The organism is Bradyrhizobium sp. CCBAU 45384 (assembly GCF_028128665.1).
Classification (GTDB): domain Bacteria; phylum Pseudomonadota; class Alphaproteobacteria; order Rhizobiales; family Xanthobacteraceae; genus Bradyrhizobium; species Bradyrhizobium manausense.
On sequence record NZ_LBIZ01000096.1, the window covers coordinates 58788 to 84942 of the forward strand.

The following is a 26155-nucleotide window of genomic DNA, read 5'->3' on the forward strand; positions in this document are numbered from 1 at the left end:
GTGCACCGCAAAGTCAGATATTTTTTCCATCCGGCCTTGATTGCGCGGTTATATTGCTACAATCTAGAATTACTTCGATTTCAGCGTGTTCTGAATTTTATCTCTACCAATGGTTTTTGAGGCCGCGAGCAGACGGCAGCCTTCCGGCAATAGTCTTATCTCCTCGCCACGATGCATACGCGCGGCGATGCGGCCGCGCCGATGCCGACTTGTGCAATGAAATTTGGATTTGAGCTTTTTGTATCCAGCAATGGAGAATTCAAATGGCGATAACCTTCGTTCGTTTGCAGGAATACCTCGACAAGATCGCGGCGAAAGGAAACCTTGATCCGGCTGACAGCGGCCACGGCGTGTTTTGGGAGGGCACGTATCAAGCGTTCCTGTCCGGTGTGGTGCCGAACAAGCATTGTGGAGGACATGCCGTTCCGATCGTCGATCCAAATAACAAGGTCAATTCGGCATTTTATCAAATACTGAAAGCCGGCTGGTGCACCTCGCCTGCGATGCCGCAGATGCCCAGGACGGGCCCGTTCGTCACCGACGCCGGTTACTCCATTACGCTCAGCGACAACACCGTGGTTACCGGCGCTCAGATACTTCAGGACATAGAGGATTGGCTCAAAGCCGGTGCACCCGAACACGGTTGATGGGGAAGCCAGATGCGTTTTCAGATGGCAATGTTGATTGTGGTTTCTCTGCTGATTTCAGCGTCGCTTGCCGTTGCCGAGGAATGCCCGGCCGCGCCGGGGTGGTTCTCTGCGGGCGGGGCTCCGGTTCCATCAAACTCCGAGCCAAGCCGCGGAAACGATTGTGAGTTCTACCAGCGGGCATGGCAGACGTTCCTTTACGTCACGGACAACATCGACGGTACGCCAAGACTTCTCTCATATAAGACCTACAGTGAAGTCTTTGGCACCGATCCCAAGGTCGGTTCGCTTGGCGCCGTCGCAAATGCAAAGGGGCGGATGCTCGAACTTGCGCCAAGATTGATGAAAGCAGCGCAGACGACGGACGCCGAGGATGTGCTTCAGGCAGGCTCAAACGCGATCCTTCTTGATACGTCTGGACGGCCGATTTTCTACAATATCTTCATGAACCCCACTTTCGTCGATTTCGTTCAGACGAAGGGTTATAATCAACTCGCGAAATTGCAGGCTGCGCCTGCAACGGAAGAGCTGCCCGTCGGTGCTGTCGAATTCAAGGCCGCATGGCAGATCGTGGACGACGCCAATCCGCCGAAAGATCGTATCGTGGTCCAGGCGCAGGTGCCGTGGCTGATTGCAGCAGACCATGGCAAGCTGAAGGTCGATAAAAGCCGCCCATCTCGAACAGTGACGGTGTCTCTCATCGGCCTTCACGTCGTCATTAGAACCGAAGGTCATCCCGAAATGATCTGGGCGACGTTTGAATACGACCGGAACGCGCCTTCCGCCAAAGGCAATCCGACCACTCCCAATGCAGGCTGTGTGAATCAGTTCGAGCCGAAGGACGACGCCATCGCAAACGATGCAAGCCCCTATCTCTTGTTCTCGAGTGATGGCGCGGTCAACCAGAAGCCGCAGTCGCTGCTCGTGAAGGACGACCCCAAGCAGATCTTCGAAGCTCAGCCCAAAACGGCGATCGCAAGGTCCTTTCCCTTCTCCGCATGCTCGCCTGGAAGAGCTCAACCGCTTGCCATCACGGAAATCGATGGCGCCATTGTCGCAGTCAACGAGAGCGCGAAATCTCAATTGGCGGATCCTGCGCGCAAATCGTACAGCCTGATTGGGGCGGTTTGGCTCGATGAGCCGCGCAACCCGAATGACAAATATGGCTTCAAAGAGGACCGGTCCTTCGAGGATTTCGAGCTCGGTGGCGAAAACAGGCTATCCAGCGCTTCGATGGAGTCTTTCACGCAGATTGGCTCACCGAATTGCTTCACCTGCCATGATACCAGCTCAAAAGGTAATCTAGATCCGAAGAGGCTTAGCGTGTCACATATCTTCCGGCGATTTTCTCTGGGGCATTGATGGTCACCGGCTTTGATTCCCAGATTCGGCGAGTCTCAAATCCCCAGCATCATCTTCGCGATGATATCGCGCTGGATCTCCGAGGTGCCGCCGAAGATCGTGTAGGCGCGGCCGTTGAGATATTCCGGCGCCACCGTCAACATCTCCTCGGGCAGCGCGGGCTCGTGATTGAGCTTGTAGAGCGGGCGCATCGGCTCGACGGCGAGCGCGTCGTGGCCGATCACGTCGACCCCTAACCGCGTCACGGCCTGCCGGATCTCGCTGTTGCGCAGCTTCAGGATTGACGAGACCGCTCCGGGATTCTGTCCGGTCTGCAGCGCGGAGAGCACGCGCAGTTCGGTCATTTCAAGCGCGTCGATGTCGATCTCGACCTCGGAGATGCGCGTCGCGATATCGGGGCTGTCGATGGCACGCCCCGTCAGATCGGACTCCGCGAGCTCGGTGATCGCGCGCAGCCCCTCGCGCAGCTTGGCTGATGCAATGCCCGAGCCGCGCTCGAATTCGAGCAGGTATTTGCCATAGGTCCAGCCCTTGCCTTCGTCGCCGACCCGGTTGGCCACGGGCACGCGCACGTCGTCGAAGAACACCTGGTTGACCTCGTGGTCGCCGCCGATGGTGAGGATCGGGCGCGTGGTGATCCCGGGCGTCTTCATGTCGATCAGGATGAAGCTGATGCCGTCCTGCTGTCGCGGGCCGTCGCTGGTGCGCACCAGCGCGAACATGCGGTTGGCGTGGTGGGCATGCGTGGTCCAGATCTTGGTGCCGTTGATGATGTAGTCGTCGCCGTCGCGCACCGCGCGCGTCTTCAGCGACGACAGGTCCGAGCCGGAGCCCGGTTCGGAATAGCCCTGGCACCAATAATCCTCTCCGGAGAGAATCCGCGGCAGGTAGAAATTCTTCTGCTCAGGGCTGCCGAAGCCGATGATGACGGGGCCGACCATCTTCACGCCCATCACATTCACATTCGGCACGCCGGCGCGTGCACATTCGCTCTCGAAGATCCAGCGCTGCGCCGGGGTCCAATCGGGACCGCCATATTCGACCGGCCAGCCCGGTGCGCCCCAGCCGCGGCCGTGCAGCGCGCGCTGCCAGGCCATGCCGATATCAGGATCGGAGAACACCGACGGCGTCAGAGCGGTCGCGCGCTTCATCTCGTCGGTGAGATTCTTCGCAATGAAGCTGCGCACCTCGCTCTGGAAGGCGCGCTCTTCGGCATTGAACGACAGATCCATGATGCGCTCCTCTCAGGCCGAAGCGGTGCTGCGGCCAAGCTCGGCGTGGCGGCTGTAGTGGTGCGCGGTGCCGCCGAACAGCGTGTCGAAGGCGACGAGCCGCTTGAAATAGGCGCCGACCTCGAGCTCCTCGGTGACGCCCATGCCGCCATGAAGCTGGATCGACTGCTCGCCGACGAAGCGGGCGCATTTACCGATCTTCGCCTTGGCGGCCGAAGCTGCGCGAGCCCGCTCAACCGGCGCGCTATCCGCCTTCAGCGCGGCGCGCAGCGCCATCGAGCGTGCCTCGTCGAGCTGGATCGCCATATCGGCGAGGCGATGGCGGATCACCTGGTTGGCGGACAGCGGCCGGCCGAACTGCTTGCGGATCTTGGTGTACTCGAGCGTGGTGTCGAGCAGCGTCTGCATGATGCCGACGGCCTCCGCACCAAGCGCAGCCATCGCGCGATCGACGGCCCATTCGATCGTCGGCAGCGCGTCGTTGCCGTCACCAAGCAGTGCATCGTCCGGCAGATGCACGTCGGACAGATCGATGTTGCAGGCATGCCCGCCGCCGAGGCGCGGATAGTCGGAGATCGCGAGGCCGGAGGCGGTTGCCGGCACCAGGAACAGGCCGATTCGTCCCGAGGGTCCGTGATGATCGTGCAGATGCGCGGAGACGATGATCTCGTCGGCGGCGTGGCCGTCGAGCACGGCGATCTTGCTGCCGGTCAGGCGCCAGCCGTTGCCTGACTTGGTCGCTGATGTCGCGACCTTGGCGAGATCGAACCGCGCGGCCCGCTCGGAATGCGCGAAGGCGAGCTTCATTGAGCCGTCCGCGATCTTGGGCAGGCTCGCCTGCTTCTGCGCCGTGCTGCCGCATCGCTCGATCAGCGCGGCGCCAAGCACGACCGTCGCGACATAGGGCTCGCACACCAGCCCGCGGCCAAAGGCTTCCATCAAGATGCCGACCTCGATCGGACCGCCACTGAGCCCGCCAAACTCTTCCGGGATCGGCAGCGCCAGCCAGCCGAGCTCGGCGAACTGTTTCCACACATGAGGGCTGAAGCCGAGCGGATCGTTCGTCATCTTGCGGCGGTGGCCGGCATCGTAGCTCTCGGCCACGAAGCGCTCCGCGCTCTCGCGCAGCAGCTTTTGCTCGTCACTGAGATTGAGATCCATGGCGCTTATTCCGCGGCGGCCGGCTTGCGCACTGAAGGATGCAATCCGGATGGATCGACCACCATGCCGAACTCCTGAAGATTATGGGCGTGACAGAGCTGATGCAGGGCAAAGGCCTGATCGATTGCGGCGGGCTGCCCCATCACGTCGACGGAACGGTTCACCGCTTCCTTGGTCAGCTTCAGCGCAAAGGACGGCTTTGACGCGATCCGCCGCGCCAGTTCCAGCACGCGTGCGGGCAATTCCGCGCGCGGCACGACCTGGTTGACCATGCCGAGCTGATGCGCCTCCTCGGCGCTCCAGCTGTCGGCCGTGAACAGGAATTCCTTGGCCTTGCGCGGGCCGAGCTCCCAGGGATGCACGAACCATTCGACGCCGCAAACGCCCATGGTGACGACGGGGTCGCAAAACTGCGCATCATCGCTGGCGACGATGAGGTCGCAGGCCCAGGCCAGCATCAGGCCGCCCGCAATGCATTTGCCGTGCACTTCCGCGATGGTCGGCTTCGCCAGATTGCGCCAGCGCCGCGTGATCTGGAGATATATTTCCTGCTCGCGCGCAAAGCGGCCGTGGGCGTTCGCCTCGGCAAAGCCACCCCAATGTCCTATCGGCGGAAAATCTGTGCCCGCGGCATTCTTAGTCCCGGGGCGCAGGTCATGACCGGAGGAGAAGTGCGGCCCGTTGCCGGCGAGAATGATGACCTTGACCGTATCGTCCTGAACCGCTTCGTCGAAGGCGGCGTTGAGATCGTAGGTCATTTGCAGATTCTGCGCGTTGCGCGCATCGGGGCGGTTCATCACGACCCGGGCGATCGCCGGCTCCGGCCGCTCCACGAGGATGGTCTCGAACGAGGACATGGCGCGCTCCCCTGCTGTTTTTCGTCTTGTTTGTCGTGAGTTGACTATGTCGCGTGATGATAGGCAAGGGGCTTGCGTCAGCCGGCTACGTGTCGCGCGCGTCCGCGCGGGACATCTGGCGTTGTATGCGCTCGATCTGGTAGTTTGCGGGCCGATTCCATCGGGAGAAATTTGATGCGCAAGATCCTGACCGTGCTGGCGGCGCTGGCCTCGCTCAGCCTCACCAATTGCGGCTACAACGCGATCCAGAGCCAGGATGAGCAGATCAAGGCCAACTGGTCCGAGGTGGTGAACCAGTATCAGCGCCGCGCCGATCTCGTGCCCAACCTGGTGAACTCGGTGAAGGGCTTTGCGCAGCAGGAGAAGGACGTGCTGCTCGGCGTCACCAATGCCCGCGCCAAGGTCGGCAGCATCCAGGCGACGCCCGAGGTGCTGAACGATCCCGCCGCCTTGCAGAAATTCCAGGCCGCCCAGGGCGAGTTGTCCAGCGCGCTGTCGCGCCTCCTCGTGGTCACGGAAAACTATCCGCAGCTGAAGTCGGATGCGCTGTTCAAGGATCTGATGTCGCAGCTCGAGGGCACCGAAAACCGCATCACGGTCGCGCGCAACCGCTACATCAAGTCGGTGCAGGACTATAACGTCACCATTCGCTCATTCCCGAGCAACCTCACGGCGATGATGTTCGGCTACAAGGAAAAGCCGAACTTCACGGTCGAGAACGAGAAGGAAATCTCGACCGCGCCGAAGGTCGATTTCAACACCGCGCCCGCGCCGTCGAAGTAGGCGCGCTGTTACGCATGGGCTTCACCCCACCCACCGCCGTCATTCCCCGCGAAGGCGGGGAATCCAGTGCGCCGCGGCCTCTCCCTATCTCGCTGGCATCTCTGGAATACTGGATCGCCCGGTCGAGCCGGGCGATGACACTGAGTGTGTGGTGTGCGGCGATCGTTGCAACGCTCCTCATAGCTTTCGCCTCACTTGCCTTCGCCGACGTCGCTGTCCCCCAGCTCACCGGCCGCGTGGTCGACCGGACCGGCACGCTATCGAGCAGCGACATCGCCGCGCTGTCGCAGAAGCTCAGTGATTTCGAAAAGCGCAAGGGCAGCCAGCTCGCGGTGCTGATCGTGCCGACGACGGACCCGGAGACGATCGAGCAGTTCTCGATCCGCGTCGCGGAGGCCTGGAAGATCGGCCGCAAGAAGGTCGACGACGGCGCGATCCTGGTGGTCGCCAAGAACGACCGGCACTTGCGCATCGAGGTCGGCTACGGCCTCGAAGGCGCGCTCACCGACGTCACGTCGCGGCGGATCATCGACGAGGTCATCACGCCGAAATTCCGGGAGGGCGATTTCGCCGGCGGCATCTCGGCCGGCGTCGACCGGATGATGCGTGTCGTCGACGGCGAGCCGCTGCCGGCTCCCTCGCGCAGCGTGAATTTTGCCAATCTGGACGACATCGGGCCGCTTGCTCCATTCGCCCTGTTTGCTTCACTCATCGTCGGCGGCATCCTGCGCTCGCTGCTGGGACGGCTGCTGGGCTCGGTCGCAACCGGCAGCGTGATCGGCCTCCTGGCACTGCTCATTCTGGGATCCGGTGCGCTGGCCCTGCTCGCCGGGATCATCGCCTCTGTGCTGTCCTTCATCGCCGATCTGTTTCCGGCATCGACAGGACCGTCGCGGGGCGGATCGTGGTCGAGCGGCTCCTCCTCCGGCGGCTGGAGCAGCGGGTCGTCGTCCAGCGACAGCGGCAGCTTCAGCGGGGGCGGCGGCAGCTTCGGTGGCGGCGGCGCCTCGGGGAGCTGGTAGTCATGGGCATCGGGCGTATCACCAGGCATCTGCTCCAGCACCATTGGCGCGCGAAGCGAGTGTTTCCGCAGGATGTGCTCGACCGTATCGAGCAGGCGATCAAGCAAAGCGAAACCACGCATTCCGGCCAGGTTCGTTTCGTCGTCGAAGGCGCGCTCGACGGCCGACCGCTATTCCGCAATCAGCGCGCGCGCGAGCGCGCGCTCGATGTGTTCTCGCATTTGCGCGTCTGGGACACCGCGCATAACAACGGCGTGCTGATCTACCTGCTGCTCGCCGACCGCGACGTCGAGATCATCGCCGACCGCGGCATCGATGCGAAGGTGGGCGCCGCCGGCTGGGAAGCGATCTGCCGCGCGATGGAGGCCGAGTTCGCCGCGGGCCAGTTCGAGCGCGGCGTGATCGCCGGCATCGCGGCGGTGTCGCGCGAGCTGGCGAAGCATTTCCCGCCGGGAGGGGTGCATCCGAACGAGCTGCCGGATAAGCCGGTGGTGATGTGAGCTCCTAGGGAACGCGAACACTAACCCTTCACCGTCACCCTGAGGTGGCCGCCCCTTGGCGGCCCTCGAAGGGCGACAGCCCGGCTGTATCCTGGCCGTTCATCCTTCGAGGCTCGCCCCGCAATGCTTTGCATTGCAGGCCTCGCACCTCAGGATGACGGGTTGGCGGTTGCGCTCGGTGTTCCGCCTCAATCATCCAGCTTGTTCAAATCCCGGACCGCCTGCCGCGGGGCGGCATCGTCTGACGATTTGTTGCACGCCGCCACGCCGGTTCCATTTTCCCGACCCAATTCGGCCTCGGACGAGTTCCTAAAATTTCGGTAAGCGGGTCCCGAGGTAAGGAATTCGCAAGCAATGAAAGTTACCAAAAGGTCAACCTAGACTGGAGTATTTGAGCCGTGAGCGAACCTATGTCCGACCTGGCCGGCCAAGGGACCAATGACCGGGCGAACGACCGGACTGGCGCCGTTGACGCCGCCGCCGGCCTCGAGGCCCCCTCGATCGCCCCCGACCATGAGACGCCGCCCAAACCTGATCCGGTCAAGGCGGATGCCCCGAACGTCGAGCCGCCAATGATCGAGGTCCCGAAGTTCGAAGCTCAAGCCGAACCCAAGCCCGAGACCAGAACTGAGACCAAAGCAGAGGCAGACCCCGGCAGGCTGATCGTGATGGCGCCGGCGGCGCGGTCCTGGGACCGCGAAGAGTACGCCCCGCATGTCAAGGCCGAGGAGATCAGCGACACCGGCAGCAAGCGCCGCCTGTCGGCGATGGCCGCGGTCGTCGCGATCGCGGCCTGCGTCGGCGCCATTAGTGGCGCGGTTGCGACCGTCGGCATGATGCATTTCGCAGCCAGCCCGGCGCCGGTCCAGGTTGCCGATACCAGCGCCCTGGACGCCTCCGTCGCCCGGATCGATGCCGATATCGTGGCGCTCAAGGCCAATGTCGAGCACACCTCGAAGACCGGCCTCAGCCAGTTCAACCGCGCCAATGACCGTCTCGACAAGCTCGAGAAGGCGCAGGCCGAACCGCTGGCCAGGCTAGCGAAACTGTCGGAGACCGTCGACAAGCTCCGCGCCACGCCGCCGGCTGCCGCCCCCGTGCAGGCCGCCGCCGCGCCCGCGAAGGAGACCACTGGCACGATCGCGCCGACCCCGACCCAGGTCGCGACGGCCGCAGCTGCGCCGGCTCCCGTGCCGCCCGCGCCTGCCGCGCCCAAGACTGAGGTCAAGACCGAAGTCGGCCGCCTGCCGACGATCGACGGCTGGAGGCTCCGCGACGTCGCCAATGGCGGTGCGTTGATCGAAGGCCGAGGCGGCCTGTACGAGGTTTATGCCGGCGATCCCATCCCCGGTCTCGGCCGCGTCGATGCGATCCGGCGCCAGGACGGCCACTGGGTGGTGGTCACGCCCCGAGGTCTGATCGTCGCGCGCTAAACGTCCGATATGCGACTTTCAAAGAGGCGCTTCACCACCGTGTGAGGCGCCTTTTTGCTTGAATAGGCTGTCAGGCGCGGTGTTAGTGGAGGCATGAGCCGCGCGCTGCGAATTCTCCTAGCTGGCATATTGTTGTTGGGCAGCGTCATGTCGCTCTCGGCAGCGGAGAACGCGCCGCTCGTCCGCGGCACAGCCATCACCGATCCTGATGTGCTGAAGAGGCTCGATCAGGACGACGTGCTGACGATCTCGCGCCTGCTCTGGCCGGAACGCAATGCGAATTTTCCGCTGACGAACGATCAGCTGTTCGCCTGGCTGCCGCAGCTCAGGGACATTCCGCCGGCCATCGATGCCGAGTTCGATCGCTACATCGCGCGGCATAAGGCGGTTTCGCCGAGCGAGACCATCGGCGTCGGCGACGGCTTTGACGTCCAGCTGTTCGATCGCCTCAGTCTGAAATCCGCCGACACACGCTTCGTGCTGGCCGGCATCGTCAACCGCATGGACCGCGCCTACGTGTCTCAGGAGTCCTGCGGCGAGATCCGCCTGATCTATCGCCTGGCGCGGTTCGGGCCCGGGCCGGATGGTGGCAGCACCGCGACGCGCCTGCCGATGACGTTGAACCTGGTGATGAAGGCGCGCGATGCGCGCCAGACCGATGGAAGCGGCAAGCCCATCACCTGCGCCGAACTGGCGCGGCGCTGGCTCGAGAATGGCGACTGGCAGAGCCTGATCGGCAGCCGCACTGCGCCCTACGATGCGATGATCGATCGCATCGAGACCAATATCCAGATCTCGATCGCGCCAAAATCGGCGCTGCACGATTTCCGCTCCGACTATCTGCTCAAGGTGTTCAAATACGACCCCGCCACCAAGACCTTCGTGGAATCGACGCTGGAGAACCAGATCGACCGCGACCGTATCCTGGCCGATGATGCGCTCCGCCACGACTTCAAGGCCTGGCTGCTTGAGCTCGCGAATCTGCGCGAGTTCGATCGCGGCACGGTGCAGATCCCGGAGCAATATCTCGCCAAGGCGGCCGTGGCGCCGACGCCTGCCGGGCTCGATGGCTCAGCGTTGCAGCCGGAGTTCGGCTTGGTTGAAGGCGAGCGCAACAGCGATCCTGTCTTCACCGATGATGACATCGTCGGCGCGCTGAAACAGGCGGCCGCGCGCGGCATCAGCATGGAGAACATCCGCTCGGTCGCGGGCTTCCAGCGCCGTCTCAACGATGTCACCTGCTCCGGCTGCCATCAGACCCGCGGCATCGGCGGGTTTCACTTTCCGGGCGTGGATTGGCTGACGGAGGGGGCGTCGACCGCCACCATTGTGCCGGCCTCGCCGCATTTTGTCGGCGACCAGCTCCGCCGTCGCGACATCCTGACCGCCTTTGCGACCGGCAAACATCCTGATTTTTCACGCGGATTTGCCAGTCGTCCGCAGACACGCGGCAGCCGGGAGCTTGCCGGGACCGAATATCAGGACGGCTGGGGCGCGCATTGTTCCCTGCAAAATGCGGGATCGGGAACGGCCGACAAGAGTTTTACGTCATGGACCTGTGCCAAAGGTCTCACCTGTCAAGCTGCGGCGGCTTCAAACCGCATTGGCATGTGCTTCATCAAGACGCGTTAGGCCGCCCCAACCGACTTGGATGATCCATGACGGACACCAGCGACGCCAACAAGCAGCGCAATCGCCAGATCGCGCGCAATGAAGAAGCCAAGCAGGTGACCGGCAGCGTCCGCGTCAGCATCTGGGCCGTCGCGGTCGTCGTCATCGTCGGCGGCATCCTGATCACGCTCGGCTGGCTGTCGCTGCGTTAAGAGCTCTTTCGACTGAATCCCGGACCGAGCCGCAAGTTCGCCTCGCTCGGCTTGGGACCTCATGCGGCATTGGATTTTGTCGATGACCATACCGCGCGATTTCCACGTCGTCATTGCTTCGCTACGCTCGCAATGACTGGGTTAGAGAGGCCCGCCCCTTACCCCACAGCCCCCTTCGCTCGCAGCTGCTTGATCTCAGCCTCGTCGTATCCCGCGCCACGCAAGATTTCGTCACTGTGCTCGCCGACGCCGGGCGGCTTGCGCGGCTGCACCTTCTTGCTGCCGTCGATCCAGATCGGGGAGTTGATGGTGAGCATGGTGTCGTTCTCGAACGGCACCAGCACCTCGTTGTCGAGCATCTGCTTGTCATCGGGGATGTCGTCCAGGATGGCGACGATGCCGAACACCAGGCCATTGCCGTCGAGGATCTTGCGCCATTCGGCGAGATCCCTGGTCGCAAAGGTTTCGTCAAAGATCTTGATCAGCTCGACCGAGCGGGCGTGACGGTCGGGCTTGGTGGCAAAGCGCGGATCGTTGATCAGGTCCTCGCGTCCGAGGCATTTGGCGAGCGTCGGCCACTGCTTCTCCTCGCTGAGCAGCGACAGGATCAGCCAGCGGCCGTCCTTGCACTGATAATGGTTGGCGACGGCATTGAGCGCGCGTTCGCGCGGGCGTCGCTCGCCGAACTTGGCGCCGCAGAGCTTTGCCTGCGCCAGCACGCTTGCCGCCCACACGCCGTTGGCCATCAGGTTGGAGGCGACATGCGAGCCCTTGCCGGTCTTCTCGCGCTGATAAAGCGCGGTGACGATGGCACTGTACAGTGCCATGGCGCAGGGATGATCGCCCATGCCGGCGACGGAGCGGGCCGGCGTCGTGTTGGGATCGGCGCGGACGAGGTCCATCAGGCCGGAACGCGCCCAATAGGCGTTGCTGTCGAAGCCGGGCTTGTTGGCTTCCTCGCCCTTTTCGCCATAGCCGGTGAAGGAGGCATAGATCAGCCGGTCGTTGAGATGGGCGAGATGGTCATAGGTGATGCCGAGCTTGGTCCGCACCGGCGGCGGCATGTTGGTGATGAAGACGTCGGCCTCTTCCACGAGTTTGTAGAGCACGGCCTGCGCCTCCGGCTTGGAGAGATCGAGCGCGAGGCTCTTCTTGTTGCGGGCCTCGAGCAGCCAGGCGAAATTGTGCTCGCCGGTGGGATAGCCGGGCAGATTGGGCAGATTGCGGTAGGGATCGCCAGCGCCGGGCGGCTCGATCTTGATGACATCGGCGCCGAAATCGGACAGCACGGTGGCCGCCGCGGGCGCCGCGATGAAGCTCGCGCAGTCGAGAACCTTGAGCCCTGCAAAAATGCCTTTTTCCATCGCGGCGCTGCTCCCTCGCTCTTGTTGTTTCCCGCTCGCTGGAATTTCTGCGGGTCGCTCGCGGAGGCATTAGACCGATGTTTCGCGAGGATGCAACGGCACCAGGCGCAGGGCCTTATTCCTCGCCTGCGAGCAGGGCGGCGTTGCCGCCGGCCGCGGCCGTGTTGATGGTCACGGTCTGCTCGGTAGCGAAGCGCGTCAGATAATGCGGGCCGCCGGCCTTCGGGCCGGTTCCGGACAGGCCATTGCCGCCGAACGGTTGCACCCCGACCACGGCGCCGATCATGTTGCGGTTGACGTAGATGTTGCCGATTTGGACGCGGTCGATGATGGCCTCGACCGTGTCGTCGATGCGGGAGTGGATGCCGAGCGTCAGCCCGTAGCCGGTGCGCTCAATCGCCTGCAGGACTAGCGCGAGGGTTTCGGCCCGGTAGCGCACCACATGCAGGATGGGGCCGAACACCTCCTCGGTGAGCTGGCTGGCATCGCGGAGCTCGAAGAGGTGCGGCGCGACGAAGCAGCCTTCGGGCGCGATGCCCGCAAAGTGCAGCCGCGCCTCCGTCTTCATCCGCGCGATGTGGGCATCGAGGCGTTGCTTGGCTTCGGCATCGATGACAGGACCGACATGGGTCGCGACCTCCGCGGGATCGCCGATCCTGAGTTCGCGCGCTGCACCCGCGATCATCTCGATCATGCGGTCAGCAACGTCCTCCTGTACGAACAGCAGCCGCAGCGCCGAGCAGCGCTGGCCGGCGGAGCGAAACGCCGAGGTGACGACATCGTCGGCGACCTGCTCGGGCAGCGCGGTCGCATCGGCGATCATGGCATTGATGCCGCCGGTCTCGGCGATCAGCGGCACGATCGGTCCGTCCTTGGCGGCGAGCGTCCGGTTGATATGGCGCGCAACCTCGGTCGAGCCGGTGAAGACGACGCCGGCGATATCGGGGTTTGCAGTCAGCGCCGCGCCGATGCGGCCGTCGCCGGTGACGAGATGCAGCGCGGTTTTGGGAATGCCGGCCTCGTGCAGCAGCGCGACAGCCTCGCGCGCGATGCGCGGCGTCTGTTCGGCGGGTTTTGCCACCACGCTGTTGCCGGCCATCAGCGCGGCCGTGACCTGTCCGAGAAAAATCGCCAGCGGAAAATTCCACGGCGAGATCGCGACGAACACGCCGCGGCCGCGCATGGCGAGCGCATTGCTCTCGCCGGTCGGTCCCGGCATCGCCGTTTCGCCGCCGAACAGTTTTCGCCCCTGCGCGGCGTAGTAGCGGCAGAAATCGGCGGCTTCGCGCAGCTCCGAGAGCGCGTCGTCGAGCGTCTTGCCGCCTTCGGCTTGCAGCAGCGCGATGAAATGCGCGCCGCGGCTCTCAAGCAGATGCGCGGCTTGCTCCAGCGCCGCCGCGCGGGTCCCTGCCGGCGTCCGGCTCCATCCGGCAAAGCCCGCGCCGGCCGCGGCGATCGCCGCGCCCGCCTGCTCGGGCGTTGCGTCAGCGATAGGCTTGAGATCAAGCTTCGCCGCCTTGACGTCCGCGAGCAGCCGATCGAGCGCTGCGCGTTCGCCGAATTCGATGCCGGCAGAATTATGCCGCTCCGGCGCGAACAGGTCGCCCGGCAGCGGGATTTTGGCGTGATGCGCGTGATCGGGCCGCACGATGAGATCGACCGGACGCTTCAACAGCGCCGTAACAGGCACGCGATAATCGGCCGCCTGCGCCACGAAGGACGAATTGGCGCCGTTCTCCAAAAGACGCCGCACCAGATAGGCGAGCAAATCGCGGTGGCTTCCGACCGGCGCGTAGGTGCGGTAGGCGATCTCGGGGTGATCCTTGGCGAGCTGCTGGTAGAGCGCTTCGCCCATGCCGTGCAGGCGCTGGAACTCGAAGCCGCCGTTAGCGCCGGCGAGCTCCAGCACCGTTGCCACGGTGAGCGCGTTGTGGGTTGCAAATTGCGGAAAGATGCGCGGCCGCAAGGCGAGCAGCTTGGTGGCGCAGGCGACGTAGTTCAGATCCGTCATCGCCTTGCGCGTGAACACCGGATAGCCGTCGAGCCCGCGTTCCTGCGCGCGCTTGATCTCGGTGTCCCAATAGGCACCCTTGACCAGCCGCACCATCAGCTTGCGGTCATGCGCCCGCGCGAGGTCGTGAATGTAGTCGATCACCGCGCCGGCGCGCTTCTGATAGGCCTGGATCGCGAGCCCAAAGCCGTCCCAGCCCGCCAGCGAGGGATCGGCGAGCGTCGCCGCGATCACGTCGAGCGACAGCTCCAGCCGGTCAGCTTCCTCGGCATCGACGGTGAAGTTGAGGTCGTACGTCTTGGCGCGCCGGGCGAGATCCAGCAGTCGCGGCACGAGCTCAGCCATCACACGATCGCGGCTGATTGCCTCGAAGCGCGGATGCAGCGCCGAGAGTTTCACGGAGATGCCGGGCCGGTCGGGCAGGGCATGGTTGCCGGCGGCCTTGCCGATGGTCAGAATCGCGCTGGCATAAGCGTCGAAATAGCGCTTGGCGTCTTCAGCCGTGCGCGCGCCTTCGCCGAGCATGTCGAAGGAGTAGCGCGGCTTCTGGCCGGAGCGTGGCTTGCCCCGCTCCAGCGCCTGTTCGATGGTTTCCCCCAGCACGAAATGATTGCCCATCAGCCGCATGGCCTGGCGCGTCGCGGTGCGCACCGCCGGCGCGCCGAGCCGCTTCACCAAGCGGCCGATGGTGCCGTCGGGCGTCTCGCCGGGCTGGATCACCCGCGCCGACAGGCCGAGCGCCCAGGCCGAGGCGTTGACCAGGAACGCGGTGGACTTGGTCTCGTGATGGATGAAGTCACCCTCGCCGAGCTTGTCCTCGATGAACTGATCGGCGGTGCGGGCATCCGGCACGCGCAGCAGCGCTTCCGCCAGCACCATCAAAGCGAGGCCTTCCTTGGTCGAGAGCGCGAACTCGCGCAGCATGTCCTCGACACCGCCGAGCCGGTCGTCGCGCTTGCGGATCGCCTCGATCAGCCCCCTCGCCGTGCGGTCGATCCGCGCTTCCTGCTGTGGGCTGAGATGCGCCGTCGGAAACAGCCGCGCCGCGATGTCGGCATCATCAGGGGCGTAGGGCGCGGAGAAGGGCGGCGGGATGGTCGGCATGGCGTGTCCTGTGGTTGAGATCCAGGATAAGGCCCGCGTGTCCGTAGTTCGATAGACAAGATAGCCATTTTGCCTTAGGAAATGAAGATGATAGGCACTCTAGCCAGATAAAATATGGAACTCGATCGTATCGACCGGAGAATCCTCTCGATTTTGCAGGAAGATGGGCGAATCGCCAATGTCGAGCTCGCCGAGCGCATCGGCCTGTCGCCGACCTCGATCGGCGAGCGGCTGAAGCGCCTGCAGCGCGAGGGGTTTGTCGAAGGCTATGGGGCGCGGCTCAATCCGCACCGGCTTGGCCTCGGCCTGCTCGTGTTCGTCGAGGTGCTGCTCGACAAGACCACACCGGAGAATTTCGAGCGCTTTGCGCGCGCGGTCAAACTCGCGCCCGAAGTGCTGGAGTGTCACATGGTTGCAGGCGGCTTCGACTATCTGGTGAAGGCGCGGCTCGCCGACATGACCGCGTATCGGCGCTTCCTCGGCGAGACCTTGCTGTCGATGCCGGGCGTGCGCGAGACGCGCACTTATGCGGTGATGGAGGAGATCAAGCGCGACGCACCGTTGCCGGTGGGCTGACCACATGCGGTCGCGATTGTCGTTGCTGCGGCGTCGATCGGCGATCTCTCAAGGCCAATAGCCCTCTGCGCGCAATCGCAACGCCTGTCGTCGAATGCACGGATCGTCTTCTGAAATTTTCTTGGCCTCACTCCCGGACAGATCCGGGAGGCAGCAAAAGCTGGCGGCTTATACTTTGAGGTTCTCTGCGGAGGTCTTGCCCCGGTTTGCGATCTCTTCGTATTCCACCGTCTGTCCTTCGTTCAGGGACGACAGACCGGCTTTCTGCACTGCCGAGATATGCACGAACACATCTTTGCCGCCCGACGCAGGCTGGATAAATCCATAACCCTTGGTCGGGTTGAACCACTTGACCGTACCTTTAGCCATCACGACTTCTCCGCGGGTCTTCCTCCGAGATCACGAACCGCCAGTCCCCGCCAACCGGCCGGTTCGGTCCTACAGGATACGCGGAATGTGGCGGGCTTGGTAGATCAAACCACATCCGCATTTTGCCGAAATTCGCTCAACTTCGCGGCGTTTTTGGCTGATTTGCCCGTTTCGCGGTCAATTGAGCCCGATGCCGTCAATAAGTCGCGGCCAGATAGTCCACGATCTTGCCGACGTCGGCATCGTCGATCGGCGCGCCATAGACCTTGATCATCTTGGTCACCTCGGCCTGCCAGAACGCTTTTTTGTCCTTCATCGGCGGCTGCGTGGCGATGTAGTCGGACGAGTGGCAGGCGGCGCAATTGCCCCGAACTACCTCGAGATTGGGCCCCGGCTTGAAGGTCGCGACCTCATCCGGCGTCTTGTAATTGACCGGCGCGGCAAGGGCCGAGCCCACCACAGTGACAAATGCAAGCATGGTGGCGAGGAGAACGGTGCGCTGCATGATCATTCTCCCTCAGGCGACGGTGACGCGGGTGGTTTCGACGACGTTGCGCAAATAACCCGCCGGGTTCCAGCGCGGTGTGTCCGGCTGCGTCTCGCCGGAATTGCTGGTGGCGCGCACCTTGAGCTCAACCTGGCCCGCGGCGAGCTTCACCGGCAGCTTCCATTCGCGGAACGAGTAATTGCCGAGATCCTTACCGAGCTTGGCGGAGGTCCATGTCTTGCCCCCATCGGTGGAGACCTGGACGTCCTTGATGCCCTTGCCGCTGTCGAAGGCGATGCCGCGCAGCGTCGTGCGTCCCGCCTTCAGCCTGGCGCCATCGGTCACGCTGGTGATGAAGGAGCGGATGGTGAAGCGGTTGATCGGGATCGTCGCCTTCGGTGTCGTGCCGGGCTCGACCGAATTGTCCGGGGTGTCGGGAATCCGGTAGGCCGACTTCATCCAGAAGCCGTCATAGACGCTGTCGATGACGGTGATCTCGTTGAGGTGCTTGACCCAATAGGTGCCGTAATAGCCGGGCACCACCAGGCGCAGCGGGAAGCCATTGAGGAACGGCAGATCCTCGCCATTCATGCCATAGGCCAGCATCACCTCGCCATCGGTGGCGTGCGCGAGATCGAGCGCCTTGACGAAATCAGGCGTCTTGTCGCTGACCGGGCCATCCATGCCGCCGAACACGACCTGCTTCGCACCGGCCTGCACGCCGGCCATGGCGAGCACGGTCTTGAGCGACACACCGCGCCAGCGCGCATTGCCCATTGCGCCATTGGCGAGCTGGCCGCCTGCGACGCGCGGCTCGGAGAAGCCGCGGCTGTTGCCGGAGCACTGGTTGACGGCGACGATCTCGGTCGCCTTCATCGTCCTGATGTCCTTCAGCGACAGTTTCAGCGGCTTGTCGACCTTGCCCTTGACCTCGAGCGTGAACTTGTCAGGGTCGAGATTGTAGGGGAGATCAGCCAGGTGATAACGCACGAAGAACGCGTTGTTCGGCGTGATCGGGCCGTCATTGAAGATCGCAAACGGCGTCTCGAGCTGCGGCGGGCGGCTGGTGAGGCCGATCATCGGCCGCTTCTGCGGATATTTCACCAGCGGCCGCTCGCCATTGGCGAACGGCAGGGTGACGGTGTCGAGGGCCAGCGCCTTGGTGGAATTCAGTGTGGCCGCCATAGCGGCAAGGCCCGCTCCTTTGAGCAGGTCGCGTCGGTCGAACATTCAGGTCTCCTCCCGGAGCTTTCGTTGGCTCGCGGTCATCACCGCAACACCCGCGCCCATCTGTCGCAACCATCAGGTTGAAGTCAATTCGTGCTTTCGCAGCAAGCCCGTGCCGCTGCGCTGCAGCAGGGTGGTGTTGGGCGAGATGCTTCCTTCTTCACCTCTCCCGCTTGCGGGAGAGGCCGGGAGAGGGCTTTCCTCTCTGGGGGATTGCCCCGTCGCGGAGACACCCTCTCCCCAGCCCTCTCCCGCTAGCGGGAGAGGGAGCGCACCTTCCGCATGGCTCGCATCACGCCGCGACGCGTTCGCCGCCGGCGACGACCGCCGACAATGTCCTGCTGTCCACGACCACCCGCACCATCATCGGCTCGTCGCGACCGCGGATCGCGACCTCCTGGTTCGGCAGCGCATCCTCGTGAAGACCGGCGGTACGGCGGACCTCGTCCGAGACGATCGCCTCGCACTGAAGGCTCTTCGTCATGTCCTGGAGCCGGGCGGCAACGTTCACGGCATCGCCGAGCGCGGTGAAGACGATGTGGTCGCGATAGCCGATGTCGCCGATGATGACCTCGCCGCCATGGACGCCGATGCCGAAGCGGATCGGCTGGCGCAGATCGTGGCTCAGGAGCTCGTTCAGCTCGTCCACATGGGTCGCAATGCCGGCGACGGCCTTGAGCGCCTGCCGGCAGGCGGTTTGCGGATCACAGGTCAAGCCGAACAGCGCCAGCATGCCGTCGCCGACGAACTGGTTCGGCTGGCCGCCATTCTCGATCACGGCCTGCGATACCGCGCCCAGGAAACGATTGACGATGAAGACGGTGTCGAATGGCAGCCGCTTCTCGGCCAGCTGCGTCGACCCGCGCATATCGACGAACAGGCTGACGAGATAGCGCTCCTGGCCAATTCGTGCGGGCGAGGACGCCTCGGCATTGGCCGCCAGCGTGTGCGGCATGAACAGCTGGAAGAAGGAGAGGTCGCAGTTCGGCCGCAGCTGGCAGGCAAGCCGGATCGAGGGATCGGCGGTGCCGACGCGGGCCAGCACGAAGGCCTCGCGCTGCGAGGGCTCGGGCAGCGCGCCGTGGTCGCCGATGATGCGGATGCGGCAGGTCGAGCAGCGGGCCCGGCCGCCACAGACGCTGGCATGCGGCACGTTGTGGCGCAGGCTCGCTTCCAGCACGGAGAGGCCCTTCGGGACTCGCACCGTCTTGCCGTTGCCGTAGGACAGCGAGATCATGCCGCCGCGCCGCTCCCGCCAGCCGCGCACCCCGCGTGCGAGCATCACCAGCCCGAGCAGGCCGAAATAACCGATCGTCAGTCCACCGGTGATGCGGTCGAGCGTATCGGCCTGTGCGAAAGTGCCGACCTCGCGCTGCGTGTAATTTTGCCGGCGCCAATCGCCGTCCTCGCTGTCGGCGGCGACACTACGGCCACCCTGGTAGATACCGAGCAGCGCCAGCGTCGGGATCAGCACGGCAGCCGCCAACAGGTACGGCGCCACACGAGCGAAGAACGGCTTCAGCCGCAGCCAGAAATAGATGCCGATACAGCCGTGGACCCAGGCGACGATCAGCAGGATCGTCATCGTCCAGAGCCGACCGGGCGCCGCGACGAAGAACAGATAGAGCTCCTGCGGATAGAGCTTCTCGTGGCCGTACAGCGCCTGGCCCAGCCGGATGCCGATCACATGCGCCATCACCAGCGCTGGGATGCTCAGTCCCAGCACCAGCTGCAGCGGCTCGATCGTCCGCCAGCGGAACTGGCGGCGCTGGTACAGCGCATAGACGCCGAGACCCATATGGGTGAGCGCCGCGCCATAGAACACGATCGTCACAGGGAGGAACTGCCAGAACGCGGTGTGGTAGTAGACCCCGAGCTGCATGGCATCGACCGAGATGTTGCCGAGCGCATGGTTGAGGAAATGGCTGACCACGTAAGCGAACAGGATGACGCCGCAGAGCAGCCGCACCTGCCGCGCGCTGGTCGAGCGGACGAGTTCGGGCAATCGTGAAAGCGCGGTCGTGGCCATGATTCGGTTGTACCAGTTCACCGATGAGAACAGCCAGCGGAGAGTTAAATTCCGGCTGCTACACGGCTTGTAGGATCACATAACCGACAAGGTTACGTAACGGTAAGTCTCGTAGGGTGGGCAAAGGCGCGCTTGCGCCGTGCCCACGCATCCTCGGGTGGTGGGCACGCTTCGCTTTGCCCACCCTACGAGACCGTCCGGAACGCTGACATCGAGCGCACCATCCCCCACATTGACTCCCCCTTCCAAGTCGGGGAAAAGCGCGGCCGTGACGCTTGCTTTCGACATCACCGCAAAACCCGATGGCGCATCGCGCCGGCCGCTCATCGTGGCCGCGCTGGTGATCGCTGCGATGACCGTGCTGCGCATGGTCTATGCCTCCGCCATCGAACTGCGCACCGACGAGGCCTATTACTGGACCTGGTCGAAGGAGGGAGCGCTGAGCTTCCTCGACCATCCGCCCGGCATCGCCTGGCTTATCCGTTTCGGGACCCTCATTTTCGGTGACACCGCGCTCGGCGTCCGCTTCGGTGGCATCGTCGCGATGCTGGTGACGCAGTGCCTGCTTGCCGACATCGTCCGCCGCCTCACCCATGATGCGCGCGCGATCGCGATTGCGGTGCTGATGCCGGAGGCTGCGCTCTATTACGGCCTGTTGATGGCCAAGGTCGCGCCCGACGTCGCCATGATTCCGTTCGCAGTGGCGATGATGTGGTCGCTGGTGCGACTTGCACAAAGCGGCGACGGCCGCTGGTGGCTCGCGGCCGGCCTGTTCGCCGGCCTGGCGCTGCTGTCGAAATTCACCGTCGTCATGTTCGCGCCTGCGGTCGCCGCCTTTCTGCTCGTGCCGGAGTGGCGCTGGCGCTGGCTGCGCAGCCCGTATCCTTACCTTGCGCTGCTGATCGCATTCGCCGTGTTCTCGCCGGTCCTGATCTGGAACGCGCGGCACGACTGGGCCTCGTTCCGTTTCCAGGGCGTGCGCGCCACCGCCAATTACGGCATTTCGCTGCGCACCCTCGGCGATTATATCGGCCTGCAATTCGGCCTCGTCGGTTTCGTCATGCTGCCGGTGGTGCTGTCCGGTCTGGTGTTGACGGCGTGGCGCGGCTATCGCTCGCGCGAGCCGGTTGCGATCCTGCTGTCGACGGCGGTGCTGGTGCCGTTCGTCTATTTCTTCTTCAAGTCGCTGACGCTCAGGGTCGGCGACACCTGGCCGATGTTCATGTGGCCGGTTGGCTTCGCGGCCGCCGCGGTGAACCTTGCGATGATGCCTGGAGAAGGCTGGTCGACGCGGGCGATCCGCTTGGGCATGTTCTGGGTGAACACCGCGCTGGTGTCGGGGATCGCCTTCGTCGTGATCGTGTTCCTCTATTACGTCGCCGCGCCCTGGAATTTCATCGGCAGGATGGATCCGATCGGCGCCGAGGCCGGCTTTGAGCAGGTCGCCGCGCGTGCGCAGGCCGCGCTCGATGAGACCGGCGCGACCTGGATCGCGACCACGGACTACCGCACCTACGCCATGATGCGCTGGCTGTTCAGGGGGCGCGTTCCCGTGGTGGAAATCAACGAGCGCGGCCGCTTCCAGGATTTTCGCGATCCCGGGATGGACAGGATCGAAGGCCATACGGGACTCTATATCGGCCGCCAGCCCGATGATCGTTCATCGCTGTGGGCGACGATCCCCGCCAGGCGCGAGCCGCTTGGCCAGGTCGAGCGCCGCTGGCGCGGTGTCCTGACCGACACCTATACCCTCGACAAGCTCACCGGATGGACGCCGGAGCTCAACCCGTCAAAGGACTCGCCGCTGTTTCAGTGGCGCGTGCTGGCTCTAAGAGCTAGTCCTCGTCCTCTTTCCTCCGCAACAAATCCGTCGCCAGATCCGACAGTTTCGGCGGCGGCAGCGCGGCGAACGGCAGCGGCCTCGTAACGTCGATCGCGGCCAAGCCCAGCCGCGCCGTCAGCAGGCCGTTGAGCATGCCTTCACCGAGCCGCTGCGACAGCTTTGCTGCGATCCCGTGGCCGAGCATCTGCTGCACCAGGCTGTCGCTGGCGGCGAGACCGCCGGTGATGGCGAGATGGGCGATGACGTGGCGAAGCAGGCGGATCATGCCGAGCGCGCCGGGCCGGCCGCCATAGAGCCGGGCAAGCTGGCGGATCAGGCGCAGCGAGGCCACGAACACGAACAGCACGTCGAACAACGCGCGCGGCGACACCGCCGTGACGATCGACACGCGCTGCGCGGCCGACGATACCAGCCGCCGCGCCTCCGCATCGAGCGGCGACATCAATTCGCGCTCGGCGAGCCGGATCATGTCGGCGCCGTCGATGATCTCGCCGGCGTGGCTTTCCAGCGCGGCACGGGCGCGCGCGAGCTGCGGATTCTGGTGCGCGATCGCGATCAAATCCTTGACGATGGCGCGGCTCTCCTTGCGATCGTCGCTGATCAGCACTTCAGCGGCGCGTGCGTGCAGTTTTTCGATCGTCGCCAATCGCACCAGCCCAAACGCCTCGCGCCCGATGACAACAGCGAGTGCCAGCATGGTGACGAATGCGAGCGCAAGCCCGACAAAGCCGAGGCTCTCATTGCGCGCAAACAGATCCTCGATCAGACGCACCACGCCGAGCCCGGTGCCGAGCAGCGTGAGGCCGGCGACGCCGGACCAGAACAGCGCGCCCCAGCGAAAGCCGCGCCGCGCCGGAAGCGCGGTTTCGATCGGCACCGGCAGGGCCTGGGGATCGTGCTCCGGCGTGATCTGGATGGTGGCGCGGCCGAGCCGGCTGGTCTCGTCGGCTTCGGTGACGATGACATCGGGATCGTCGAGCCGGAACGTCGCCGGCCGCCGTGGCTTCGAGCGGTCGTTCATGCGAGCTTGTCTCCGATCAGGAACTGCAAGGCACGGTCGAGGCGGATGTGCGGCAGCGCCGGCTCGTCCGTCCCCTCGTGGTCGAGCTTGGGCGGGCGGAAGCGCAGGAAGCGGAAATCGCTCTTCTCGGCGGCTTCGGTGGCGAGGCCGCGGAATGCATCGGTGCCGTTGAACAGTGGTTCGGGATCATCAGGCAGATCGCCGGGAAAGGTCGCGACCTCGGTGTTGCCGTCGAAGAACTCGCCGTTGGCGCTCTCGCCAGCGGCCGGCGTGCCCAGGATCGAGGGCAATTTATCGCGGCCATGCGCAACCTGCGCCTCACGCGTGGCGCGGACGGCGGCGAGCGCCACCACATCAATCGCAGCGCCGGTGTCTTCGGCGCGCGCGACGGCGCGCGTGACCGCGCGGCGCAGCACGGCCTCGAGGCGGTCGTGGCTGGAATGATGCAGATGGTCAGCTTTCGTCGCCGCGAACAGGATGCGGTCGATGCGCGGCCTGAACAGGCTGGAGAGGAAGGTGCTGCGGCCGATATTGAAGCAATCGAGAATGCCTGCTAGCGCCGCTTCAAGGTCGTGCAGCGCTTCGGGCCCCGCGTTGAACGCGGCGAGCGCATCGGCCAGCACGATCTGGCGGTCGAGCCGGGCAAAATGATCGCGGAAGAACGGCCGCACCACGATGTCCTTGTAGGCTTCAAAGCGGCGCACCATCATCGCCCACAGCGATCCCTCGGGTGCTTGTCCGGCTGCGGGCACGTCGAGCGGCGCGAAGGTCAGCGCCGGCGTATCGGCGAGACTGCCGGGCATCAAAAAGCGGCCGGGCGGCAACAGGCTCATGGCGAAGCGCTCGTCGCGACAGGCACGCAGATATTTTGTGAAGAGCTTTGCAGCCGTGAGCGTTGCCTGCTCGTCCTCGCGGGCTTCGGGTTTCAGCGTCGCCAGATGCGCATGCCAATCGGCGGCGAGATGCGCGCGCGGCGTCTCGCGCGACAGCGCCAGGCTCTCCGACGACCATTGCTGGTAGCTTTTCTGCAGCAGTGGCAGGTCGAGCAGCCATTCACCGGGATAGTCGACAATGTCGAGCGTCAGCGTGCGATCCGCGCCGTTCTGGCGCTGGTAGTCGATGACGAGACGTAGCTCGCTGATGTCGACGGTCGAGCTCGGCCAGCGCCGCTCCTCGATCAGTGCGCGCAGATGGCTCTCGTAGGAGAAGCGCGGCACGGCATCATCAGGCTGCGGCGCCAGATGCGCCCGCGCGATCCGGCCCGATGAATAGGCCTCGAACACCGGAAACCGGCCGCCGCGCGTCAACCCGTGGATCAGCGCGGTGATGAATACGGTCTTACCGGCGCGCGACAGGCCGGTGACACCAAGACGCACCGTCGGATTGAAGAAGTGCTCGCCATAGTCGATCAGCGCCCGGGCCGACAGGCGCGCCTCCTCGACCATATCCTGGAAACTGAATGCCATCTTGACTTAACGCAGGGATATTGGAGGTGAGCGATCTCGGGCGGGCAGAACAGTGGAGCTGTTCACAAAAGTGGCAATTAAGTGGGGAAAATCAAGCTTCATACTTCCACCGCCTTTGTCGGCGATCAGCCGGTTGAACGACGCGCTGGTTCCGAAAGACCCATAGCACAGGGCACCACTTCACGTTGCGGATGGCCATGACCGTGTTCAGATTGAAACAGCTCGCATCCAGCTCCGTCCACGCCGCGGCCGACGTGATCGGCTGGAATTACGACCGCGCCGAGCTGATCGCCGACGGCATCATCCATGGAATCGGCGTGCTCGCAGGCATCATTGCTGCGACCGTGCTGGTGGTGCTGGCGGCGGTCTATGCCGATACCGCCGACATCGTCGGCGTCTCGATCTATGTCGCGGGTCTGCTCTCGATGCTGGTGCTGTCCGCGACCTATAATCTCTGGCCGGTCTCACCCGCCAAATGGCTGCTGCGCCGCCTCGATCATTCCGCGATCTATCTTCTGATCGCCGCGACCTACACGCCGTTCATTCTGGAGGTGAGGGACAGCGCGTTCGCGCTGGTGCTGCTCGCGGGCGTCTGGTGCGTCGCAATTCTCGGCATCGTGCTGAAACTGTTCTGCCCCGGCCGGTTTGATCGTGTCTCGGTCGGCATCTATCTCGTCATGGGCTGGAGCGGCGTGATGCTCTACAGACCCGTGGTGCAGGCGCTGCCCGCACTCGCGCTGGGCTTCATCCTAGCCGGCGGCCTGCTCTACAGTCTTGGCGTGATCTTCCACGCTTGGCGGCGGTTGCGTTTCCAGAACGCGATCTGGCATGGCTTTGTCTTGGCCGGCGCGGCATGCCATTATACGGCCGTGCTCGACCTCGTGCTGAACTGAGCACGTCCCGCGACGCGGGATAATACCAATAAAGACAAGAGGAGACGTCGCATGCAGGTGACCGGCAAGGTCGTGGTCGTCACGGGCGGCGCCAACGGCATCGGCAAGGCGCTGTGCGAGGCCTTTCACAAGGCGGGTGCTGCCAAGGTCGTGGTCGCGGACATGGATGCCGCCAACGCGCGCGCCGTCGCCGCTACGGTCGACGGCGCGGCGTTCAGATGCGACGTCGCGCAGGAAAAGGAGATCGCCCACGTCATCGAGGAGAGCGAGCGGCAGTTCGGGCCCATTGATCTCTTCTGCTCCAACGCCGGCATCGGCGGCGGCTTCGATCCGATGTCGGTCAACGCCGGCGGCGCCTCCGACGAGCCGTGGCAGCGCAGCTGGGCGATCCACGTCATGGCGCATGTCTATGCTGCCAGGCATCTGATCCCCCGCATGAAGGCGCGCGGGGGCGGCTATTTCCTCAACACCATCTCGGCCGCGGGCCTGCTGTCGCAGGTCGGCAGTCCGGCTTACTCGACGACCAAGCACGCCGCGGTGGGCTTTGCCGAGAACCTCGCGATCTCGCACAAGGCCGACAACATCAAGGTCTCGATCCTCTGCCCGCAAGGCGTCGACACCAACATGCTGCGCTCGATCCCGAAGGGCCCGCAATCCGGCGACGGCGACCTCACGCCCGAGCAGGTGGCGAAGGACGTGCTCGCCGGCCTCGAGCAGGAGACGTTCCTGATCCTGCCGCACCCGCAAGTGCTCGGCTACATGCGCAAGAAGACCGAGAATTACGACCGCTGGATCGGCGGCATGGCCAAGATCCAGGCCAAGATGCGGGAGGAGTTCGGGAAGTAGGCGTTCCTGTCGCCGCGTTTGACCCTGTCATGCCCCGCGCAGGCGGGGCATCCAGTACGCCGCGGCGGTTATTGGTTTGCACAACTGGCGCCGCGGAAT

General features: G+C 64.3%; 23 protein-coding genes. 12 read left to right on the top strand and 11 right to left on the bottom strand.

Annotated features, from left to right (window positions below):
* Positions 1 to 263: 263 nt before the first annotated feature.
* Both XH80_RS09700 and XH80_RS09705 read left to right on the top strand, forming a co-directional pair.
* Entirely contained in the window at positions 264 to 647 is a 384-nt protein-coding gene (locus tag XH80_RS09700; protein ID WP_271598404.1) for a hypothetical protein, read from the top strand.
* A gap of 12 nt (positions 648 to 659) precedes the next feature.
* The gene (locus XH80_RS09705; protein WP_271598405.1) at positions 660 to 2009 is read left to right on the top strand and encodes a hypothetical protein; all 1350 of its coding nucleotides are present in this window, start codon (positions 660 to 662) and stop codon (positions 2007 to 2009) included.
* A gap of 35 nt (positions 2010 to 2044) precedes the next feature.
* Here XH80_RS09705 and XH80_RS09710 read toward each other — a convergent pair whose 3' ends face one another.
* Genes XH80_RS09710 through XH80_RS09720 form a run of 3 tightly spaced genes read right to left on the bottom strand, consistent with a single transcriptional unit; the run spans position 2045 to position 5259 of the window.
* The gene (locus XH80_RS09710) at positions 2045 to 3241 is read right to left on the bottom strand and encodes an acyl-CoA dehydrogenase family protein (RefSeq protein WP_271598406.1); all 1197 of its coding nucleotides are present in this window, start codon (positions 3239 to 3241) and stop codon (positions 2045 to 2047) included.
* 12 nt (positions 3242 to 3253) lie between these two features.
* Entirely contained in the window at positions 3254 to 4402 is a 1149-nt protein-coding gene (locus tag XH80_RS09715; protein WP_271598407.1) for an acyl-CoA dehydrogenase family protein, read from the bottom strand.
* Between the two features lie 5 nt (positions 4403 to 4407).
* Positions 4408 to 5259 carry an enoyl-CoA hydratase gene (locus tag XH80_RS09720; protein WP_271598408.1) on the bottom strand — a complete coding sequence of 284 codons (852 nt, stop codon included), beginning with the start codon at positions 5257 to 5259 and terminating at the stop codon, positions 4408 to 4410.
* Positions 5260 to 5433: 174 nt separating this feature from the next.
* Between XH80_RS09720 and XH80_RS09725 the strand changes: the two genes are divergently transcribed.
* From XH80_RS09725 to XH80_RS09750, 6 genes are all read left to right on the top strand, one after another.
* Positions 5434 to 6042 carry a LemA family protein gene (locus XH80_RS09725; protein ID WP_220006177.1) on the top strand — a complete coding sequence of 203 codons (609 nt, stop codon included), beginning with the start codon at positions 5434 to 5436 and terminating at the stop codon, positions 6040 to 6042.
* Positions 6043 to 6176: 134 nt separating this feature from the next.
* Positions 6177 to 7064, top strand: a complete 888-nt coding sequence (locus tag XH80_RS09730) for a TPM domain-containing protein (protein WP_271598409.1) — start codon at positions 6177 to 6179, stop codon at positions 7062 to 7064.
* A gap of 2 nt (positions 7065 to 7066) precedes the next feature.
* Complete coding sequence (locus XH80_RS09735) at positions 7067 to 7564, top strand: TPM domain-containing protein (RefSeq protein WP_271598410.1); 498 nt, start codon at positions 7067 to 7069, stop codon at positions 7562 to 7564.
* A 410-nt stretch (positions 7565 to 7974) separates the two neighbouring features.
* A complete protein-coding gene (locus XH80_RS09740) occupies positions 7975 to 8997 on the top strand; it encodes a hypothetical protein (RefSeq protein ID WP_271598441.1) in 1023 nt (340 codons plus the stop codon).
* Positions 8998 to 9090: 93 nt separating this feature from the next.
* The gene (locus XH80_RS09745; protein ID WP_271598411.1) at positions 9091 to 10629 is read left to right on the top strand and encodes a hypothetical protein; all 1539 of its coding nucleotides are present in this window, start codon (positions 9091 to 9093) and stop codon (positions 10627 to 10629) included.
* A gap of 26 nt (positions 10630 to 10655) precedes the next feature.
* Positions 10656 to 10820, top strand: coding sequence for a hypothetical protein (locus XH80_RS09750; protein ID WP_271598412.1), 165 nt, complete (start codon positions 10656 to 10658; stop codon positions 10818 to 10820).
* Between the two features lie 158 nt (positions 10821 to 10978).
* On the opposite strand, the gene XH80_RS09755 is transcribed toward XH80_RS09750, so the two are convergent.
* Both XH80_RS09755 and putA read right to left on the bottom strand, forming a co-directional pair.
* A complete protein-coding gene (locus tag XH80_RS09755; RefSeq protein ID WP_271598413.1) occupies positions 10979 to 12184 on the bottom strand; it encodes a CaiB/BaiF CoA transferase family protein in 1206 nt (401 codons plus the stop codon).
* Positions 12185 to 12299: 115 nt separating this feature from the next.
* Positions 12300 to 15299 carry a bifunctional proline dehydrogenase/L-glutamate gamma-semialdehyde dehydrogenase PutA gene (gene putA / locus XH80_RS09760; protein WP_271598414.1) on the bottom strand — a complete coding sequence of 1000 codons (3000 nt, stop codon included), beginning with the start codon at positions 15297 to 15299 and terminating at the stop codon, positions 12300 to 12302.
* A 114-nt stretch (positions 15300 to 15413) separates the two neighbouring features.
* Here putA and XH80_RS09765 point away from each other — a divergent pair, with 114 nt between their 5' ends.
* On the top strand, positions 15414 to 15875 hold the full coding sequence (locus XH80_RS09765) for an Lrp/AsnC ligand binding domain-containing protein (RefSeq protein ID WP_057744667.1): 462 nt from the start codon (positions 15414 to 15416) through the stop codon (positions 15873 to 15875).
* A 168-nt stretch (positions 15876 to 16043) separates the two neighbouring features.
* Here the strand turns inward: XH80_RS09765 and XH80_RS09770 are convergent, their stop codons facing one another.
* The 4 genes from XH80_RS09770 to XH80_RS09785 form a co-directional block, all read right to left on the bottom strand.
* Positions 16044 to 16244 carry a cold-shock protein gene (locus tag XH80_RS09770; RefSeq protein WP_008134691.1) on the bottom strand — a complete coding sequence of 67 codons (201 nt, stop codon included), beginning with the start codon at positions 16242 to 16244 and terminating at the stop codon, positions 16044 to 16046.
* Between the two features lie 196 nt (positions 16245 to 16440).
* Entirely contained in the window at positions 16441 to 16749 is a 309-nt protein-coding gene (sorB, locus tag XH80_RS09775; protein WP_271598415.1) for a SorB family sulfite dehydrogenase c-type cytochrome subunit, read from the bottom strand.
* 12 nt (positions 16750 to 16761) lie between these two features.
* Positions 16762 to 17961: a SorA family sulfite dehydrogenase catalytic subunit gene (gene sorA, locus XH80_RS09780; protein WP_271598416.1), complete on the bottom strand. Its 1200-nt coding sequence runs from the start codon at positions 17959 to 17961 to the stop codon at positions 16762 to 16764.
* A gap of 289 nt (positions 17962 to 18250) precedes the next feature.
* Entirely contained in the window at positions 18251 to 19987 is a 1737-nt protein-coding gene (locus XH80_RS09785) for an adenylate/guanylate cyclase domain-containing protein (protein ID WP_271598417.1), read from the bottom strand.
* 352 nt (positions 19988 to 20339) lie between these two features.
* On the opposite strand from XH80_RS09785, the gene XH80_RS09790 reads away from it, so the two are divergent.
* The gene (locus XH80_RS09790) at positions 20340 to 21914 is read left to right on the top strand and encodes a glycosyltransferase family 39 protein (protein ID WP_271598442.1); all 1575 of its coding nucleotides are present in this window, start codon (positions 20340 to 20342) and stop codon (positions 21912 to 21914) included.
* Here the strand turns inward: XH80_RS09790 and XH80_RS09795 are convergent.
* Positions 21823 to 22851 carry a YcjF family protein gene (locus XH80_RS09795; RefSeq protein WP_271598418.1) on the bottom strand — a complete coding sequence of 343 codons (1029 nt, stop codon included), beginning with the start codon at positions 22849 to 22851 and terminating at the stop codon, positions 21823 to 21825. The genes XH80_RS09790 and XH80_RS09795 overlap by 92 nt on opposite strands.
* Positions 22848 to 24317 (bottom strand): YcjX family protein, encoded by a 1470-nt coding sequence (locus XH80_RS09800; protein WP_057744680.1) that lies wholly within the window; start codon positions 24315 to 24317, stop codon positions 22848 to 22850. The genes XH80_RS09795 and XH80_RS09800 overlap by 4 nt, the downstream gene beginning before the upstream one ends.
* Positions 24318 to 24514: 197 nt before the next feature.
* On the opposite strand from XH80_RS09800, the gene trhA reads away from it, so the two are divergent.
* Positions 24515 to 25210: a PAQR family membrane homeostasis protein TrhA gene (gene trhA, locus XH80_RS09805; RefSeq protein ID WP_271598419.1), complete on the top strand. Its 696-nt coding sequence runs from the start codon at positions 24515 to 24517 to the stop codon at positions 25208 to 25210.
* A gap of 51 nt (positions 25211 to 25261) precedes the next feature.
* Complete coding sequence (locus XH80_RS09810) at positions 25262 to 26056, top strand: SDR family oxidoreductase (RefSeq protein ID WP_057744682.1); 795 nt, start codon at positions 25262 to 25264, stop codon at positions 26054 to 26056.
* Positions 26057 to 26155: the final 99 nt, after the last annotated feature.

What these genes read in the sequence shown, in the direction of transcription:
- XH80_RS09790 (WP_271598442.1), top strand. Translation starts at nt 20,340, where the DNA reads ATGACCGTGCTGCGCATGGTCTATGCCTCCGCCATCGAACTGCGCACC.
- XH80_RS09735 (WP_271598410.1), top strand. Translation starts at nt 7,067, where the DNA reads ATGGGCATCGGGCGTATCACCAGGCATCTGCTCCAGCACCATTGGCGC.
- sorA (WP_271598416.1), bottom strand. Translation starts at nt 17,961, where the DNA reads ATGTTCGACCGACGCGACCTGCTCAAAGGAGCGGGCCTTGCCGCTATG.
- XH80_RS09705 (WP_271598405.1), top strand. Translation starts at nt 660, where the DNA reads ATGCGTTTTCAGATGGCAATGTTGATTGTGGTTTCTCTGCTGATTTCA.
- XH80_RS09785 (WP_271598417.1), bottom strand. Translation starts at nt 19,987, where the DNA reads ATGGCCACGACCGCGCTTTCACGATTGCCCGAACTCGTCCGCTCGACC.
- XH80_RS09745 (WP_271598411.1), top strand. Translation starts at nt 9,091, where the DNA reads ATGAGCCGCGCGCTGCGAATTCTCCTAGCTGGCATATTGTTGTTGGGC.
- XH80_RS09725 (WP_220006177.1), top strand. Translation starts at nt 5,434, where the DNA reads ATGCGCAAGATCCTGACCGTGCTGGCGGCGCTGGCCTCGCTCAGCCTC.
- XH80_RS09700 (WP_271598404.1), top strand. Translation starts at nt 264, where the DNA reads ATGGCGATAACCTTCGTTCGTTTGCAGGAATACCTCGACAAGATCGCG.
- XH80_RS09730 (WP_271598409.1), top strand. Translation starts at nt 6,177, where the DNA reads ATGACACTGAGTGTGTGGTGTGCGGCGATCGTTGCAACGCTCCTCATA.
- XH80_RS09710 (WP_271598406.1), bottom strand. Translation starts at nt 3,241, where the DNA reads ATGGATCTGTCGTTCAATGCCGAAGAGCGCGCCTTCCAGAGCGAGGTG.
- XH80_RS09715 (WP_271598407.1), bottom strand. Translation starts at nt 4,402, where the DNA reads ATGGATCTCAATCTCAGTGACGAGCAAAAGCTGCTGCGCGAGAGCGCG.
- XH80_RS09770 (WP_008134691.1), bottom strand. Translation starts at nt 16,244, where the DNA reads ATGGCTAAAGGTACGGTCAAGTGGTTCAACCCGACCAAGGGTTATGGA.
- XH80_RS09795 (WP_271598418.1), bottom strand. Translation starts at nt 22,851, where the DNA reads ATGAACGACCGCTCGAAGCCACGGCGGCCGGCGACGTTCCGGCTCGAC.
- putA (WP_271598414.1), bottom strand. Translation starts at nt 15,299, where the DNA reads ATGCCGACCATCCCGCCGCCCTTCTCCGCGCCCTACGCCCCTGATGAT.
- XH80_RS09750 (WP_271598412.1), top strand. Translation starts at nt 10,656, where the DNA reads ATGACGGACACCAGCGACGCCAACAAGCAGCGCAATCGCCAGATCGCG.
- XH80_RS09740 (WP_271598441.1), top strand. Translation starts at nt 7,975, where the DNA reads ATGTCCGACCTGGCCGGCCAAGGGACCAATGACCGGGCGAACGACCGG.
- XH80_RS09765 (WP_057744667.1), top strand. Translation starts at nt 15,414, where the DNA reads ATGGAACTCGATCGTATCGACCGGAGAATCCTCTCGATTTTGCAGGAA.
- XH80_RS09720 (WP_271598408.1), bottom strand. Translation starts at nt 5,259, where the DNA reads ATGTCCTCGTTCGAGACCATCCTCGTGGAGCGGCCGGAGCCGGCGATC.
- sorB (WP_271598415.1), bottom strand. Translation starts at nt 16,749, where the DNA reads ATGCAGCGCACCGTTCTCCTCGCCACCATGCTTGCATTTGTCACTGTG.
- XH80_RS09800 (WP_057744680.1), bottom strand. Translation starts at nt 24,317, where the DNA reads ATGGCATTCAGTTTCCAGGATATGGTCGAGGAGGCGCGCCTGTCGGCC.
- XH80_RS09755 (WP_271598413.1), bottom strand. Translation starts at nt 12,184, where the DNA reads ATGGAAAAAGGCATTTTTGCAGGGCTCAAGGTTCTCGACTGCGCGAGC.
- trhA (WP_271598419.1), top strand. Translation starts at nt 24,515, where the DNA reads ATGACCGTGTTCAGATTGAAACAGCTCGCATCCAGCTCCGTCCACGCC.
- XH80_RS09810 (WP_057744682.1), top strand. Translation starts at nt 25,262, where the DNA reads ATGCAGGTGACCGGCAAGGTCGTGGTCGTCACGGGCGGCGCCAACGGC.